At 44.7% G+C, this 16,352-nt stretch carries 11 protein-coding genes and 6 tRNA genes; 3 read left to right on the top strand and 14 right to left on the bottom strand.

Translation table 11 applies throughout. From position 1 onward, the window contains the following. Nucleotides 1–58: 58 nt before the first annotated feature. The 8 genes from M3I01_RS06150 to M3I01_RS06115 form a co-directional block, all read right to left on the bottom strand. The gene (locus M3I01_RS06150) at nucleotides 59–568 is read right to left on the bottom strand and encodes a chemotaxis protein CheW (protein ID WP_255894831.1); all 510 of its coding nucleotides are present in this window, start codon (nucleotides 566–568) and stop codon (nucleotides 59–61) included. 110 nt (nucleotides 569–678) lie between these two features. After that, a complete protein-coding gene (locus M3I01_RS06145; protein ID WP_255894829.1) occupies nucleotides 679–1,545 on the bottom strand; it encodes a Tim44 domain-containing protein in 867 nt (288 codons plus the stop codon). Nucleotides 1,546–1,557: 12 nt separating this feature from the next. Continuing rightward, nucleotides 1,558–2,565, bottom strand: a complete 1,008-nt coding sequence (locus tag M3I01_RS06140; RefSeq protein WP_255894828.1) for a tryptophan--tRNA ligase — start codon at nucleotides 2,563–2,565, stop codon at nucleotides 1,558–1,560. A gap of 199 nt (nucleotides 2,566–2,764) precedes the next feature. After that, on the bottom strand, nucleotides 2,765–4,705 hold the full coding sequence (gene recD / locus M3I01_RS06135) for an exodeoxyribonuclease V subunit alpha (protein ID WP_275564975.1): 1,941 nt from the start codon (nucleotides 4,703–4,705) through the stop codon (nucleotides 2,765–2,767). Then, a complete protein-coding gene (gene recB / locus M3I01_RS06130; protein WP_255894826.1) occupies nucleotides 4,692–8,345 on the bottom strand; it encodes an exodeoxyribonuclease V subunit beta in 3,654 nt (1,217 codons plus the stop codon). The genes recD and recB overlap by 14 nt, the downstream gene beginning before the upstream one ends. Continuing rightward, complete coding sequence (gene recC / locus M3I01_RS06125; RefSeq protein WP_255894823.1) at nucleotides 8,342–11,764, bottom strand: exodeoxyribonuclease V subunit gamma; 3,423 nt, start codon at nucleotides 11,762–11,764, stop codon at nucleotides 8,342–8,344. Before recC ends, recB begins: the two co-directional genes overlap by 4 nt. 182 nt (nucleotides 11,765–11,946) lie before the next feature. Beyond that, nucleotides 11,947–12,022, bottom strand: a tRNA-Ala gene (locus tag M3I01_RS06120). Nucleotides 12,023–12,095: 73 nt separating this feature from the next. After that, nucleotides 12,096–12,171, bottom strand: a tRNA-Ala gene (locus M3I01_RS06115). A gap of 185 nt (nucleotides 12,172–12,356) precedes the next feature. Between M3I01_RS06115 and M3I01_RS06110 the strand changes: the two genes are divergently transcribed. Continuing rightward, a complete protein-coding gene (locus M3I01_RS06110) occupies nucleotides 12,357–13,583 on the top strand; it encodes an EAL and HDOD domain-containing protein (RefSeq protein ID WP_255894821.1) in 1,227 nt (408 codons plus the stop codon). A 76-nt stretch (nucleotides 13,584–13,659) separates the two neighbouring features. Next, nucleotides 13,660–13,744 (top strand) — tRNA-Leu (locus M3I01_RS06105). 60 nt (nucleotides 13,745–13,804) lie between these two features. Here M3I01_RS06105 and M3I01_RS06100 read toward each other — a convergent pair. Continuing rightward, nucleotides 13,805–14,236: an acyl-CoA thioesterase gene (locus M3I01_RS06100; protein ID WP_255894820.1), complete on the bottom strand. Its 432-nt coding sequence runs from the start codon at nucleotides 14,234–14,236 to the stop codon at nucleotides 13,805–13,807. Nucleotides 14,237–14,358: 122 nt separating this feature from the next. After that, nucleotides 14,359–14,802, bottom strand: coding sequence for a hypothetical protein (locus M3I01_RS06095; RefSeq protein ID WP_255894819.1), 444 nt, complete (start codon nucleotides 14,800–14,802; stop codon nucleotides 14,359–14,361). Between the two features lie 249 nt (nucleotides 14,803–15,051). On the opposite strand from M3I01_RS06095, the gene M3I01_RS06090 reads away from it, so the two are divergent. Continuing rightward, nucleotides 15,052–15,249, top strand: a complete 198-nt coding sequence (locus tag M3I01_RS06090; protein ID WP_255894818.1) for a CPXCG motif-containing cysteine-rich protein — start codon at nucleotides 15,052–15,054, stop codon at nucleotides 15,247–15,249. 165 nt (nucleotides 15,250–15,414) lie between these two features. On the opposite strand, the gene M3I01_RS06085 is transcribed toward M3I01_RS06090, so the two are convergent. From M3I01_RS06085 to pgsA, 4 genes are all read right to left on the bottom strand, one after another. Further along, nucleotides 15,415–15,500, bottom strand: a tRNA-Leu gene (locus tag M3I01_RS06085). 11 nt (nucleotides 15,501–15,511) lie between these two features. Further along, nucleotides 15,512–15,585, bottom strand: a tRNA-Cys gene (locus tag M3I01_RS06080). Between the two features lie 22 nt (nucleotides 15,586–15,607). Continuing rightward, nucleotides 15,608–15,682, bottom strand: a tRNA-Gly gene (locus tag M3I01_RS06075). 96 nt (nucleotides 15,683–15,778) lie between these two features. Continuing rightward, a complete protein-coding gene (gene pgsA, locus M3I01_RS06070; protein ID WP_255896104.1) occupies nucleotides 15,779–16,339 on the bottom strand; it encodes a CDP-diacylglycerol--glycerol-3-phosphate 3-phosphatidyltransferase in 561 nt (186 codons plus the stop codon). Nucleotides 16,340–16,352 lie beyond the last annotated feature (13 nt).

The raw sequence follows: 16,352 nt of genomic DNA, 5'->3' as shown, positions 1-16,352 counted from the left end.
AACCATGTTCTACATGGTTTTTTTCACCCTAATTAAAGTCTCGACTTCAAAGAGTAAATTAATTCATTGCCTCGATACCAAGAGCCTCATTTCGCTCAAACATACGATTAAGCTCAAGTAAGATAACCAACTCTTCTTCTTTTTGATAAACACCTTGAATAAACTTCAGCGCTTCATCATTACCAACACTAGGGCTTTGCTCAATCTCATTTTGGTATAAATAGAACACTTCTTGAACCGCATCGACAAGCAAACCAACTTGTTCACCGTCATGTTCAATAATAATAATTCGAGTATCGTCACTAATAGTGCACTCAGGCAAACTAAAACGTACTCGAGTATCAACCACCGTGACGACATTACCACGCAAATTAACGATACCTAACACATAAGAAGGCGCACCTGGAACGGGAGCGATTTCGCTATAACGAAGCACTTCTTTAATTTGCATGACGTTAATACCATAAGTTTCGTCAATTAACTTAAAGGTTAGATACTGCAACAATTCGCCTTTGTTCGTTTCAGATAAGGCTTTCCCGTTTTCTTTAATAGGTGCTACTTCAGACATGGCTCAAATCCATATTTAATTTAATTCAATTAGAGTAATGTAGAACTCATCACATGTTTTGTCTAGCTTAAACAAACAGTGACGAGTCTACGAGCAACGTTAAGTAACAATTAGTTGTCTTGTTGTATCCCAACTATTGTCCAATTTGCATTAGCGTCTGATGTACTCTTTTCCAAATGCCAAATTTCATTAGTATCTGATGTCTCATCGCCTTCTTTAATCCAACCTGAAAATTGGAGAGAAATAGACGCCGTAGAGCCAATTTGCTCACCGCGAACAATCTCAACCATCAAAGAGACAACTTCTGTACGAGGCTTGTTATCGCCGTAAGTAGCACGTTCAGTAACCAAAAGATTATAAAGTTCAGGGCTAACATAATCTAAAATTTCATCAAAATTATTATCATCCCACGCTTTTTGCAACGTGATGTAATGGTTCTTTGCTTCAGCAACAAAAGTTTGTTCATTAAATCCTTCTGGAAGCTTAATGTCTGATTGACCACCAAAACCTGAAATACCAGTCATTGGTGACGTTTGACCATTCTCATCAGCCGACCCAGACATGTTACGAAACATCCCATTTCCAGCCGCAGATTCTGCAGCGGCACGGCGTTTCGGTGCAATAAAGAATTTGTAAATTAAGAAACCAATCAAGGCGAACAGCAATATGTCACCAAAAGAAATGCCAGAAAATGCACCGCTTCCCATCAGCGTAGCAAACAAACCACCTACCAAAAGGCCGCCCAACAACCCGCCGCCTAAGCCACCTAGAAAGCCAGGTTTTTTAGTGCCCGTGTTGGTTGCAGAATTAGTCGCTTTGTTGGTTCCTGATGTCGCACTTTTCGGTTTAGATATAGAAAAACTTTTCCCAAAGCTTTTACTACCGCCAAACTTTTTAGCCTGAACATCGGCACTATAACCACCTGCACCAATTGCTAAAAAAAATGCCATAAGCATAGCAAATACTGTTGTTCTCACAAAAACTCTCCTTTATTTAAAATTGACCAAACCAACGGCACTGCGTAGGTTTGAAATCATTATACGTGCACGAGCTCTCGCCTTTTCAGCGCCTGCTTGTAAAATTTCTTCTACATGAGCAGGGTTTGCCATCAGTTCAAGATACTTTTCACGGGGTTCACTAAGTTGACCATTAACCAGAGCAAAAAGTTCCTTCTTCGCTTCACCCCATGCAATACCTTCTGCAAAGTTCTGACGCATTTGCGCCGTCTGCTCAGGTGTTGCAAAGGCTTGGTAAATTTCAAATACCGTAGAATCGTTCGGATCTTTTGCTTCGCCAGGCTCTAACAGATTCGTTTTGATTTTATTAATACCTTTTTGTAGCTTTTTCTCAGTATCAAACAAGGGAATCGTGTTGTTGTAGCTCTTGCTCATTTTACGACCGTCTAGGCCTTTGAGTATCGAGCCTTCTTCGCCAACCACCGCTTCAGGCAAGACAAAATGCTCACCAAACAGATGGTTAAAACGACCCGCAATATCACGTGCCATTTCAATGTGTTGAATTTGATCTCGACCAACAGGTACTTTATGGGCATTGAACGCCAAAATATCAGCGGCCATTAAAACAGGGTAACAAAACAGTCCCATGGTGATGCCAAAGTCAGGATCTTGCTCATTCTCAAGATTAGCATCCACCGCACCTTTGTAGGCGTGCGCACGGTTCATCAAGCCTTTTGACGTGACACACGTCAGCAACCAATTTAATTCAGCAATTTCAGGAATATCAGATTGGCGGTAAAACGTTGCTTTGTCAGTATCCAATCCGCATGCTAGCCATGTTGCTGCTATCTCTAATCGAGACTGTTTAACACGCTCAGGATCTTGGCACTTAATCAATGCGTGATAATCAGCAAGGAAAAAGTAAGACTCCGCATTTTCTTGACGACTTGCTTCTATCGCAGGACGTATAGCACCAACATAGTTGCCTAAGTGTGGTGTGCCCGTGGTGGTAACACCAGTTAAAACGATTTCTTTTGCCATTGTTACTACTCTTTCCTACTTAACATTGTATCAGGGCTTACTAGTACTCATAATGCGGCTACCCTATCATAAAAAAATCCTAGCAAGAATTGTAATAAAACGATTCTTTAACTCGATACTTTATAAGCCCTTTGAAAGGATTCACTATTAGTGGAGTCAAATACCCCAATATCAAGCATCCCAAATGATGCAAGACTCATTAATTAGGCCAAAGCGCCTCAATAAGACCAGAGTAACGCTGAATTTTCGTATTCGCTGCACTGCGGATCAAGCTGCTCGCACCCCATAAAGTAACGTCTTTTTTAGCCCTTGTGATGCCGGTATACAGCAACTCTTTGGTCAATACTGGTGAAGGTGTTATTGGCAGTAATAAAGCAACGCGGTCAAACTCAGAGCCTTGCGACTTATGCACAGTCATCGCAAACACCACTTCAAACTCACTGAGTCGACTCGGCAACAAACCAGTAAAGCTGCCATCAGGTTGCATAAACCAAACCCGAAGCCGTTGAGAGTCATCTGGCATGCACAAGCCGATGTCGCCATTAAACAAACCCAATGCCGCGTCGTTTCTGGTAAGCATCACCGCTTTTCCTGGATACCAAACATGTGGATCTTTGACTCGACCTCGTTGATAAAAATACAGTTCCAAATGCGCATTGATCTTCTCAACACCAAACTCGCCCTGACGCACCGCCGTCAGAATTTGATAACGTGAAAAAATCGCATACAATTCTGCGACACCACGCTTCTGGCGTACCGCTTCCCAATAGTCATCGTAGCCTTTTGCCAAGGTGGCAATGTCCGCTTTCGTTTGCCCTTCTTCGGGCACGCACCAATGAACATCACCGTAATCAGATTGCAGACAACGCAAAACACCTTTTGCATCACCGGCATTCATCGCCTTTGCCAAGTGCCCAATACCACTGTTTTCATGAAATCGATAACTGGTTCGTAACAAGGTTAACGCTCGGCTGATCGGAGGCGCTAAGGCGTTCCCAAATGGCGTTATATCTTCCCCTGTTACAAACGCCAAACGCGCCGCCCATTCTGGTTGAAAATACACATTTTCAATACCAAAGGATAAATCGCCAAGCACACTGCCCGCTTCTACCGACGCTAACTGATCTTTATCGCCCAACAAAATGAGCCGTGCATGGGGCGGCATGGCATCAATAAGTTTCGCCATCATCGGCAAATCGACCATGGAGACCTCATCAACCAATAGAACATCTAGGTGCAAAGGGTTGTCTTTATTATGTTTAAAGCGACTACGGCCAAAATCACTGCCCAACAAACGATGCAGGGTACTGGCTTGCTCTGGAATCGCCTGCTTGATTTCATCGCTTAGCGGTAAATCCGCTTTAGCGCTGGAAATAGATTCCGTTAACCGTGCAGCCGCTTTTCCAGTGGGAGCCGCCAATTCGATACGCAAAGGCTTACCTTGTGAAAAGGACTGCGCCACTAGCAAAGCCAATAGCTTAGTTACCGTGGTGGTTTTACCCGTTCCCGGACCGCCACTAATCACGGAAAAAGACAAACTCGCAGCATTCGCGACCGATATTTTTTGCCAATTGACGGTTTCAGATGTCTCTGGAAAAAGCTGAGCCAGTAAATCCGCGTCAACATCGAACGGAGCGACATCGAATTGTTTTTTGAAATAATTTAATACCTGCTGTTCATATTGATAATAACGATACAAATACAAACGAGTGCCCACTAACACCATGGGACGCTCCGCCAAATTTGGTGCCGTGGCAACTAAACAACTCGCGTTCAATACGTCACACCAAGCCTGAACACTGTTTACGCCGCCCGCTGCCAAAGCATTACGTAATTCATCAACACTCATACCTTCTGGCGGTATTTGCCAAAGCGTCGCTAAATCAATACAGATATGACCCGCACCAAGATACGCACTGCATAAAGCCCCCGCCATCCAAACTCCATGATCGTTTTCACCAGCGTGCTGAGCCAGTTGCTCAATCCACTGACAATCAATGGCTCGAAATACGCCTTTGACTTGCAATTTTGACAAACTCACTTGAACTGACGAGTGACTATCTGGCAATAGATCTTCTGGCAAGCGATCTTCTGACGAGGTTAATTGATCAAAAATGTCCAATTGATTAGAAAAGTCCATATTGCACCGTCTCCTCTTTCACCGCATCGCCGCTAAACAGGTTGTCTAACGCCGTCACATGTTCAAGTGTTAAACGCGTTTCAAACACACCCGTTTGTTGTTCAGGCTTCATGCCTCGCAAGAACAAATACACCACACCACCAACGTGTTTTTCGTAGTCATAATGGGGTAAACGTTGCTTTAATAAGCGATGCAACGCCAAGGTATACAACTGATATTGTAAATCGTATCGGTGCTCTGCCATCGCATGCACCAGCTTATCTGGTTCGTAATCCGTAAAATCATCGCCTAAATAATTAGACTTATAATCCAGCACGTAATAACGACCTTGCCATTCAAACAGCAAATCGATAAAGCCTTTTAACATGCCTTTTAACGGCCTATCTTGAATCAATGGAGACACACGAGAGACCGCATCGTGCTCACGCGAAATACGATCAAGCTGCAACGCATTCATGCCATCCACCGGTATAAAAAACTCTAATTCCTTGCGACAAGCCGACTGTGCCAACCCACCAAGACTCATACCTTCCACCAGCTCAGTATTGACAATATCAGGCAACCAATCGCTCAGCACATCTTGCCATTCATCAAATCCCTGACGTTCATAAAAGTCGGTCATGAGTTTATGATGACGGATTTTTAGCAAATCACGAAAGCTCGGATTGGCGGCTACACTATGCAAGGCTTTACCTTCCAAAGTGTCATGCAAAAAAGTGCCAGGCTTGGCGCCTTTCGGAAAAGTAAATCGATTCTGCTGCGGCTCTATCAGCAACTCTGGCTCTTCAATGTCGTCCGCTAAAGGATCAACCAGCCGCATGGTTTCATCCAATCCAGGCAAACTTTCATCGTGACGCTCTTTGTCTTCCACCACAAGAGAAGAATAGCTACCAACCCACCAGTCGCGTTCTACGCGCCCAGTGAATTGACGAACCTGTGGCGCCAGCAATTCAATCTGAGCCATTTTGAAACGCGGCAACGTTGGCAACTCGTCCGGTAAATCCTGCACGCTCATCTGTTCAGTTCGATAACGTCCGCAAAGTCGTTCTAAACTCGGATACAAAGCGCCCGCCTCTAGCAACTCGCCTTCTGAGATCAAAGCGCCAACACCACTAAGATGTACATCCGATGAAGCACCACGAGATTTATTGGCTTTTTTCCCCACTTCCATCGAGCCGATAAAACACGCCTCTTTTGAACGTGTTAGCGCCACGTATGCCAAGCGAATTTCCGCCGCATACAGCTCTTCTTTATGGCGCTCTGTTTGCGCTTCATCTGGGTCGATGGCAATCCACAATTGCTGTTGATCGTCGTGAAAAAGCGCGGAAGTGCCTTGATCTCGATAAGGCGTAAACGCAAACGGCAAATACACTATTGGGTATTCCAAGCCCTTACTTTTATGAATCGTCACAATTCGAACCAACTCAGCGTCCGTTTCAAGACGGATCTTTTGCTCGTCGCTGTTGCCGTTGGGGTTTTGAATGGCTAACTTGAGATAGCGCAACACGCCTTCTTTAGAATCCAGCTCTAAGGATTTTTGCTGAAGTTTTTCGATTAAATGCAAAAAATCTGTTAAGCGGCGCTCGCCACCGATATGACTCAGCATGTGCGTTGCCAATGCCACATCCTGCATAAATTCTCGTAACATGGGCAGCAAGCCTTGCTGGTCCCACAATTCCAAATAATAACGAAAAGCCTGTACCCATTTTTCGTAGACCACATCGTCGTGGTTTAACGTATCCAACTCTTCTAACGACCATTCCACCAAACTGGTTGCCAACGCAGAACGCAGTTTACTTTCCTGTCCATTGGATAAAATGGCCGTCAGTACAATTAATAACTCACGTGCTTCGACCGTTTCAAATACGGACCCTTTGTCGCTCAAATACACACTGGCAATGCCACGTTGCCGAAGCGCGTCTTTAAGCGCATTGGCTTGACTAAAATTAGTCACTAACAAGGCAACATCTTTGGGTCTCACGCCCTGTTCGCCAATCAAAGCCTGATTCAACTGACCTTCGAGCAACAATTCATGCAAATGCGCGGCACAGGATTCCGCCATCGCATTGCGGTAATCCTTAGAAGAAACCGGTTCATCAGAATGACGATACAAGAATTGCAATGCCGCTTGAGTTTGACCTCGTCGAATAAATCGGCCCGCCACACCACGATCTTGCACTTCCACAAAGGGAATACCGCTCACTCGGAATGGCTCTTTTTGTGTCGTAAACAAACCATTAACCGATTGAATCATCGCCGCGGAAGAACGGTAATTGGTGGCCAAAGAATAAACTTTATCAACGTGTTTTTTGGCAGACAAATACGTATAAATATCGGCACCACGAAACGCATAAATCGCCTGCTTTGGATCTCCAATCATGATCAAACCCAACGCATTTTGGTCAACTTGTGCAGATTCATAAATGGTCGAAAAAATTCGATACTGTACCGCGTCTGTGTCTTGAAATTCATCAATCAAAGCAATCGGATACAGATGGCGAATCCGCTCCGCCAATTTACCGGCCTCATCTTGCGTCAATGCTACATCCAGCGAGGTTAACAAATCCGTAAAGGTCAACGACTGCGTGCTACGCTTCCAGCGCTTCATGCGTTCTTGCGTCTGCTGCCAAAGCTGAGTAAGCAAAACGGCTTTTAATCGGCCAGCATCAGGGAAGCTGTCGCGCAACGATTGCACCAAATCAAAAAATTCATGGACAGGTAAATCACCGCTTTTGCTTAATCGACTGGCGTGTTCATTAGTATCAAATTTTTCTAGGCTCTTATCCAATTCAAAACGGCTTGAATGAGCCCATTGCGTCATGGCTTGAATGTCTTTCGATGGGTCTTTGCGCCAGAAAGTACGTTTGATACCACTACGCTCAAGCGCTTCGACAATGTCGTGTGATTGCGACAACCACATGGCTTTTACGCTTTTCATTGTATGCTGCGCCTGACTCAAGGCGCTTTCCCAGTCGTAATCCGGTGCAACCATTTTGGCGTCAGGCTGATTATTCAGTAAATACAAATCTTTCAGTAAGGCATCAGGGTTTGACCAAATCGGCTGAATCAAAGCGGCTTTGGTGTCATCCATCGGATAAAACGCGCTTCGCCAAACGTCTTTCACCGCCATCGACAACGGCGCCTGCTCATCGGTTTCAATGGTTTGTTGAAACAGCATGCGACTTTCAAAGGCGTTTTGGCTCAACATTCGCTGACAAAATCCATGAATAGTGAACACCGCCGCTTCGTCCATTTGCTTTTCAGCATAAAGCAGCTTTTCAATGGCGCCGGATTGCTGAACGTCTGATATTTTTGCAAGCCAATCGGCCAGAAAAACGTCATCACTTTCACCTTGTAATAAGGCTTTTCGCGCTACACGAATACGATCACGGATTCGTGCTTTCAGTTCCGCCGTGGCCGCTTCGGTAAAGGTCACCACCAAAATCTGATCAACCGTTAGTGGTTTGTCTAAATCACCGTCTTGCCCCGTTGGTACTAATAAACGCAAATACAGGTTGGCAATCGTATAGGTCTTCCCTGTACCCGCACTGGCTTCGATCAAACGTTTGCCAAACAAAGGAAACGTCAGCGCGTTGAGTTGCTCTGGAACAGCCGAAAAGCTCGACGTGGGATCACTCATTCCATCACCTCCAAATGGCGGTGCATGGGCAACCAAATCTGCTCACACAAACGAACGAAGTTATCTTTCTGATCGGTCAAATCAGCATAGTAGCGCTGCCAATAAGCGTCATCGACTTCACTACGAGTAAACATACTGCTGCTCTCTTGATAAATCTTCAACGCTTGCTCCCATGCTATGTCAGCGTCTTCTTCCGCTTTATTGGAACAATAACTTTTGCACCATGCATCGGCACTTTTTGCGGGCAAAGCAATCGGCTGGCATAAACCCAATTGCAGCAAGGCCAACATATTCGTTAAATGTTCCATGGCTTCTTTGGGCGGTATCAAGATGAAACTGTGCTGCAACAACTTGCCCATTTTCGTAAGGTTAATCAGATGATGTTGTTTTGGCGTGCCTTGTGCACACAAAGCCAGATGCTCTATCCACGCTTGCATTTTTTGATGAGCAGACAAGTCACCAATACGATAAGACAAACGTGTGGTTGCCGTCGGCAAATCCAACCACGCTTGTAAAACAAGACTGCCCAGTGACAAGTTCACCTCAATGGGATCACACTCTTCCAATACGTAGCTTTGCAACACCGTCAACAGTTGTCGGCATTGCCCTTGGCTTTGCTGTAAAGACAAACGCCCCAGCGCGCCATAAGGTAACGCCCCCATTAATGATAAACGCTCAACAAACGACGCTTCGTCGCCTTTTAGCATGGCTTGAAGTAAGGATTCACGCAGTTGATAGCCCGCCAAGCCATCTAATGCAAACGGTTCATCTTCTTGCTCATCTTCTTCTTTTAAATTCAAATAGGCTTTTAAACGGCGCTGAGTAAAGTATCGCGCCGGATGAGCAATAAAACGCGACAGCTCATCAAGCGCCATGTCAAAGCGAGACTGCTCCAATCCGTCCAGTGCTTTGAACCCTTGCGGCTCTTCTTCAATTTTTGCGCTCAACAACGCCGGTAGCCATTGTTCATCATAGCTGTATAGGCGTTTATCAAAGTGATTCGTTACCTCGTCTTGTTTATCATGAGAACAATAATAGGCAGGATTAAACGGCTGCAATGGATGCTCGACAATCAGCGTATTCAACAAGGCCGACTGAGCATCGTCTGGCGCCAACGTATGATCGCCTTCAAACACACAGCTTTGACCGATGTACTCCAATAACTCGCTCACCAAAATAGAAGGGTTCTTGTCACTGTTATCTTGAATACTGCGTCCGACATAACTGAGGTAGAAACAATCGCGCGCGGACATAAGCGCTTCAAGAAACAAATATTTGTCGTCTTCTCGTCGGCTTCGGTCACCACTGCGGTATTGCCCAACCATGAGATCAAAGCCCATAGGTGCCACACTGCGAGGATAATCCCCTTCGTTGAGCCCCAAGACACAAATCACTTTAAACGGCACAGAACGCATTGGCATCAAGGTGCAGAAGTTCACTCGGCCCGCTAAGAAACGTTGACCGCCCTGAGATTCTTGCAACAAAGGCGATAACAGCTGCCGTAACACTTGTTGATCCAAAGGCGCGTCAAAATGCGCTTGTTGCCATTGCAACATCAAAGCATCCAATTGCTTACTCAACAAGGCAGGAAACTCATCGTCTTCATCGACCAAGAAAAACTGCTCGGACAAATAGTACAAGGTCGAAATCCATTCTTTCGGCGATAAAGACTGCATTAGGCGAGCTTGAGCGTCATTGATGGCAACCAAAAACTCAGCCAACTTACCCGCGACCGACGCTTCCAACCCTTCTACGTCGCCATAACTCAACGTGCCTTGCCAAATATGATCGTGACCCATGGCATAACCCAACAACATGCGGCGTACGCCGTTTAGCCAAGTATGAGATTCCTGCGTGGGCAAATCGTGTTGCTCGGCGGTGTGCCCATCCAATCCCCAGCGCACGCCAACTTCAGTCGACCATTGGCGAATACGTTCTAGTTCATCTGACGTTAACTCAAATCGCGCCAGCACCGCAGGTACTTCCAACACACTGATTAATTCCGATAAGGTAAAACGACTTTCAGCCAGACCTAGCAAATACAAATAGGCATCGACGATTGGATTTTCCATGCCACCGGATTGGTCGATCAAGGCAAACGGAATACGTTTTCTACTTTGTGCTTGGCCGCTGCCTTTATTTTGCCCGCTTCCTTTACCAAAAACCGCCTTCACAAAAGGGCTGTAGGCGTTGACGTCGGGCAACATCACAATGATGTCTTTTGGTGTCAGGCTGGAATTTTGCTCGAACATTTTCAGCAATTGATCGTGCAATACTTCCACTTCACGCAATGGACTGTGGCAAAGATGCACACGAATACTTTGATCATCTACCGCGATGCGGTGTCGATATTCAGCGCTGGCGATGGTCGAATCTCTTTCTTCTTGAGACCCGTGGTTTTCTAAGGTCAGCACATCTTGCTGAACCCATTGCAGCAAACCACTCGATTGTTGGGTTTGATAATCTTCAAAGACTTCTAATTCACTGTCGGCCATCTCTTGAAGCTGAGCGATATAATCTCGCCCTAAACGCCCCCAGCTGGCCAACAAAGGATTCGCATCCAAATGCAAGGTGTCTGTACTCAATCCAGGCTTAAGGGTTTGGCGTTTTATTTCTCGTCCAAGATAATGTTTGTCAACGACGTCGCCCCAATAAAAGCGACAGGGGTTCTGTAGGAAAAGGTGCACATCAATCCAACCCGATGCCGCGAGTACTCTTAAGGATTCAAGCGTATTGGGTGGTAAAGAAGAAACGCCAAAAATAAAAATACGCTCAGGAACGCCAACCGGACGAGTCGAAGACTGCGCGGCGTCTTGCAAGGCTTCAATCAAATTACCACGATGATACAAGGACGTACCTTGTTCGCTCACATCAGCCACCAAATCTCGCCATAATATGGCTTGCCATGGCTGTTGTTCAAACAAGACTTCTAAGGCTTTATCCGTACCTTTGTCAAAAGCGTCACCCGCTTCCCAAACTTTGATCCAATCAGGACGATACACTAAATATTGGTCATAAATATCCGCAATGCTGTTACACAACTGAAAACGTCGAACTTGCGTATCGTCTTCTTCTAAATACCAACTGAGCGACTGAAATTCAGGATCGCCAAGACGCGAGTCTAGCAATCGCATTAAACGCCACACCAAAAACGGCTTATTGAACTCACTTTGCGCCGGAATATCGTCAAGCGTTTGTGAAAAGGTTTGCCAAACAAACGTCGAGGGAAGAGGAAAAACCAAACCCGCGGCAATAGAATGAGATTGTGCCAAAAACATTTTTAACCACTGAGCCATCCCTGGGTTTTGCACCAAGATACACTCATCATCAAAAGGGTTTTCTGGCGGTGAAAGAGCCAAAATTTTAGCCAGCAACACAGCTAAATCCTCTAGACGGTTACCTGTGTAAAGTTGAAACATGCACGAGCCCTATACGGTGGAAAAAGGATCAATAAAACCGTTTAGAAAAACAGTCTGTCGTTAAATACAAGGGAACGCAAAATAAAGCGTTCGACCAATAATACAAACGATAACAAGCCTAACCTTGGATGCGGTAAAAAAGAAGAAGGGATTTAAGTTGTTTCGTATTTGCATACGTTAAATGGTGGAGCCTAGCGGGATCGAACCGCTGACCTGTTCGCTGCCAGCGAACCGCTCTCCCAGCTGAGCTAAGGCCCCACAAAACGCGTAGCGTAAGTGGACAGAATGTCCTGAGATTGTTGTTTACCGCTTTCAATAGTCTCATTGAAATTGGTGGAGCCTAGCGGGATCGAACCGCTGACCTGTTCGCTGCCAGCGAACCGCTCTCCCAGCTGAGCTAAGGCCCCAAAACAGCGGTGAATTCTATGGACACTAGTAATTACTGTCAACCTTTTTGGTACCCATTTAAATTTTATCAAGCAACAAAATGCGGCGTCATAACTTTACTCGTTGCCACGAGAAAGAAATGTATGCTTTTATATCCTACTATATTTAGATAATACAGAATCACGCAATTAAAAATGGGTAACATATGATCGAATTTCCAACGGTATTAGATGACCTAATGATGGCTCAGCAACCGATACTCAAAAGAACAAAAGAAATTTTCGGGTATGAGCTTTTATTCCGTGGAAAGGACGCCCTAAACGCCAACATTTCAGATGGCGAAACCGCTACCAGTCAAGTTTTGGTTAACCTGTGCATTGGCATCACAAAATTAGAGTCACAACTAAGAAAGCCTTTTTTTATCAACATGACCACGGAGTTGATGCTATCTGACGCGTTTTTCCCGATTGATCCAGATACCGTCTATATCGAAATACTCGAAAGTCAAAAACTGACCCCTGAGTTTTTTACGGCCATAAAAAAATGGCGTTCCGCTGGTTATCGATTTGCACTAGACGATTATCAATTTGATGCCGCTTATGAAGCTTTACTACCATGGGTATCCATTGTAAAAATTGACGTTCTTGCAACGCACCCTGAACAATATTTAAAAAAAATCACTGAACTCAAAGCCAAAGGTCTTATCTTACTCGCTGAAAAAGTGGAAGACTCGAAAATGTTTGAACTGTGTAAACAACTCGGGTTCGATTTATTCCAAGGCTATTTTTTACAGCGCCCAGAAATCATTAAAGGTAAAAAAATAGACTCTGCAACGCATGGCGCCATAGAACTGGTTAATGCACTACAAAACAAAGACGTTAGTATAGAAACCATTACTGACCTAGTCGGTAAAAACCCAAAATTGTCTTATCAACTATTACGCATCCTCAATAGCCCAGTGTGCGGCGTGCCTAAGACCGTTGTATCTATTAAAGAAGCGGTCGTTTTTTTAGGTCTTGTCAAATTAAAAAAATGGGCACTACTTATCACACTAACATCATCAACCAAGCAACCGATGGCTTTACTCAAAGTACTTTTAACTCGAGGGCGTTGCTGCCAACTGCTTGCTGAAAGTAAAAAGTCCAACTTGACCGATTCTGCTTTCATGGTGGGTTTGATGTCCGGCATAGACGCCGTATTCAACGTAGAAAGATCTGTTGTATTAGAGCAGATCGCGCTAGATAAAAACTCACTCGCCGCCATAACAACCCAATCCGGAGAGTTAGGCGCTTATTTGACCCATACCTTAAACTGCGAAGAACAAAACTGGGACAGTATTGAATCTATGTCAGTAACAGAAAGAACGACCTTAAATCGAGCATTTCTGGACGCTATGCTATGGTCAGATGAGGTGGTGAAATCTATTAACTAAATAAAATATGTTTATTTTAGGTTAAACGATTGACACCTATACAAAAAAACATAGAATACGTTTCACCTTTTTCAAGGCCAGTATGGTGGAATTGGTAGACACGACGGATTCAAAATCCGTTGCCTTCGGGTGTGGCGGTTCGAGTCCGCCTACTGGTACCAATATAAAAAAAGCGCTTACTTCGGTAAGCGCTTTTTTTTGCCTATCTCGTAGCCAACAGCTTAATGGTCATCAAAGCCATTCAACACGTAATCCGGTAAATCTTCTTCTTTTGGAATCGGTGTCGAAGCACCCGTCTCATCAATCGCAACAAATTTAAACATACCTTCTGTCACTTTTTCACGCTGACCAATACGACCACGACGCACCCAAGCTTCAACCAGAATATTCATCGATGTACGACCAACCGATTCTACTGTGGTATAAACACCTAAAATATCACCGACTTTAACAGGTCGAATAAAACTCATACCATCCAAAGCCACCGTGACAACACGGGATTGAGCTCGCTGTCCAGCACATATACCAGCTGCAATATCCATTTGCGATACGACCCAACCACCAAAAATATCACCGGAAGGATTTGTATCCCCTGGCATCGCGACTGTCCTCGTTGTGAGACGACCCTTTGCCTTTTCTTCCAACCCTGACATAACACTCTCTCATCGGTTTTTATCGTTTTTGGACACTGCTTATTTACTCTGTTTTTAAAAGCACAGAATAAAAAAATAATATCACAGACAGCCCAAAACACTTACCGTAATAAGGGAAAACATTAAAGCGCTTTCACCACATCTGACTCATAATAAATCGCCGTTCCCGTCACCTCTGCCGTAGGGAAAGAAAAGCTTGAACCAAGAGAAGTACCAACTCCACCTCCACTGCCGACAGCCAAGCCAACACCAGTACCTAAACGTCGAAACGACAACTGCGTGACACCATCCAGAATCACACCATTTGCACCAATCTTAGCTGCCTGCTCTCGCATCTCTAGAGTGGCTTTTTCCTTCCTAGACTCCTCTGAGAAGCCGTTGTCGCTCGATGCTCGTACACTGCCAATTATTTCATAATCGAACGCAGGCGCCTCTGTAAAAACAACCACTTGATCCACTTCAATCTCTGGCATCTGCTGCCCAGTTACGACATGAGACCCAGAAGCACAGCCAAACAAAAACACAGGCAATGCCAACACTGATAGGTATTTAATAGAGTTCATCATTACAGCACCTCACCTTTGAAGCTCAAATCATAACAGTGTTGCACAAATAGAGTGAAAGCAGATAGATAACACTGTGGATTTTTGAACAGAAGGAATACATACAAACCAAATAACCCACAAGCGAGTAGGCTACTTTTTAGCTATTATTAAAGTAAAGTGAAAGCGCCATCAGCTAGATTAGACTCAATAGCAAAGACCAGAAAAATAACATCACACACCAAAAAGCGATATAAAAGAAACGAGGTTTAGATGAGCGAATTATTAGAAAAAGACATTTCATGCCCCTATTGCGGAGAGAGCATCGACGTCATCATCGAAACATTAGAGGAAAATCAAGAATACATTGAAGATTGCCAAGTCTGCTGCCGACCCATTGTCTTCAATATTGAAGTGGCATTTGATGGATCGCCTACTATTTCTGTTCACTCCGAAGATGAAACGTATTGATAGCCAAAGACAAAAGCCACTTAAACAATCTCCGGTGCAATTTCGGTGCTGAATTTCAGAAAAGATAGCATAAGTAATAAAAAGGCTGAAAGCGAGAAAGTACGAGGGTTTGAGCTAGATAAGGATTTTTTTTACAAAGTACAGGCGAAAAAAAGGCACCATAAATGGTGCCCGGGACCGGAATCGAACCGGTACGCTTATTCAGCGCAAGATTTTAAGTCTTGTGTGTCTACCAATTTCACCACCCGGGCATATCTGATTTTGGAGGCCGGAGTCGGAATCGAACCGGCGTTAACGGAGTTGCAGTCCGCTGCATGACCACTCTGCCATCCGGCCTCATATCAGAAAATCTTTTGATTGGAGCGGGAAACGAGGCTCGAACTCGCGACCCCAACCTTGGCAAGGTTGTGCTCTACCACTGAGCTATTCCCGCGTCTCAAAAGACGGTGCCTATTCTATGTATTTGAGCTTTCACGTCAAGGGAAAAATCCAAATAAATAACTAACTTAAGTACTTTTTCATAATCTGTTTAATTTTTGTGCGACTCTTTAGACATTAGCTCAGGCCACGCCGCCTTTAAGTATATATACATTGACCAAAGCGTTAACAACGCCGCTGCGATTAATACCGCCTCCCCAACATGCGCCATCATAGTATCAGGGCGACTGCCTAGTAGTATGAAAATGGCTAGCATTTGCATCGTGGTTTTTAGCTTACCGATATAAGACACCGCGACGCTGGCTCGCTTGCCCATTTCTGCCATCCATTCACGCAGTGCTGAAATAACAATTTCTCGGCCAACAATAACGGCACTGGCTAATGTAAGTAGTGGATTCGCATAACTCGCCACCAGCATGACCAAGGCAATCGACACCATAAGCTTATCCGCCACTGGATCAAAAAATGCGCCAAATGCGGTGCTTTGATCAAGCTTTCTTGCTAAATACCCGTCCAACCAATCGGTGATGGCGGCTAGAGCAAAAATAATGGCACAGGCATAATATCGCCCTTCCCAAGGCAAATAATAAATAGCCACTAATATTGGAATCATGAAGATCCGCACGGAAGTCAATATATTCGGTATGTTCATGTTATTCCCAATT

Origin of the sequence: Marinomonas maritima (assembly GCF_024435075.2) — a bacterium.
GTDB classification, from domain to species: Bacteria; Pseudomonadota; Gammaproteobacteria; order Pseudomonadales; family Marinomonadaceae; genus Marinomonas; species Marinomonas maritima.
This window is presented reverse-complemented; position numbering and strand designations above follow the sequence as displayed.

Bases quoted from the DNA above. Each gene is read 5' to 3' on its own strand.
- recC (WP_255894823.1), bottom strand. From the start codon at position 11,764: ATGTTTCAACTTTACACAGGTAACCGTCTAGAGGATTTAGCTGTGTTG.
- recB (WP_255894826.1), bottom strand. From the start codon at position 8,345: ATGAGTGATCCCACGTCGAGCTTTTCGGCTGTTCCAGAGCAACTCAAC.
- M3I01_RS06090 (WP_255894818.1), top strand. From the start codon at position 15,052: ATGAGCGAATTATTAGAAAAAGACATTTCATGCCCCTATTGCGGAGAG.
- M3I01_RS06150 (WP_255894831.1), bottom strand. From the start codon at position 568: ATGTCTGAAGTAGCACCTATTAAAGAAAACGGGAAAGCCTTATCTGAA.
- recD (WP_275564975.1), bottom strand. From the start codon at position 4,705: ATGGACTTTTCTAATCAATTGGACATTTTTGATCAATTAACCTCGTCA.
- M3I01_RS06110 (WP_255894821.1), top strand. From the start codon at position 12,357: ATGATCGAATTTCCAACGGTATTAGATGACCTAATGATGGCTCAGCAA.
- M3I01_RS06140 (WP_255894828.1), bottom strand. From the start codon at position 2,565: ATGGCAAAAGAAATCGTTTTAACTGGTGTTACCACCACGGGCACACCA.
- pgsA (WP_255896104.1), bottom strand. From the start codon at position 16,339: ATGAACATACCGAATATATTGACTTCCGTGCGGATCTTCATGATTCCA.
- M3I01_RS06095 (WP_255894819.1), bottom strand. From the start codon at position 14,802: ATGATGAACTCTATTAAATACCTATCAGTGTTGGCATTGCCTGTGTTT.
- M3I01_RS06100 (WP_255894820.1), bottom strand. From the start codon at position 14,236: ATGTCAGGGTTGGAAGAAAAGGCAAAGGGTCGTCTCACAACGAGGACA.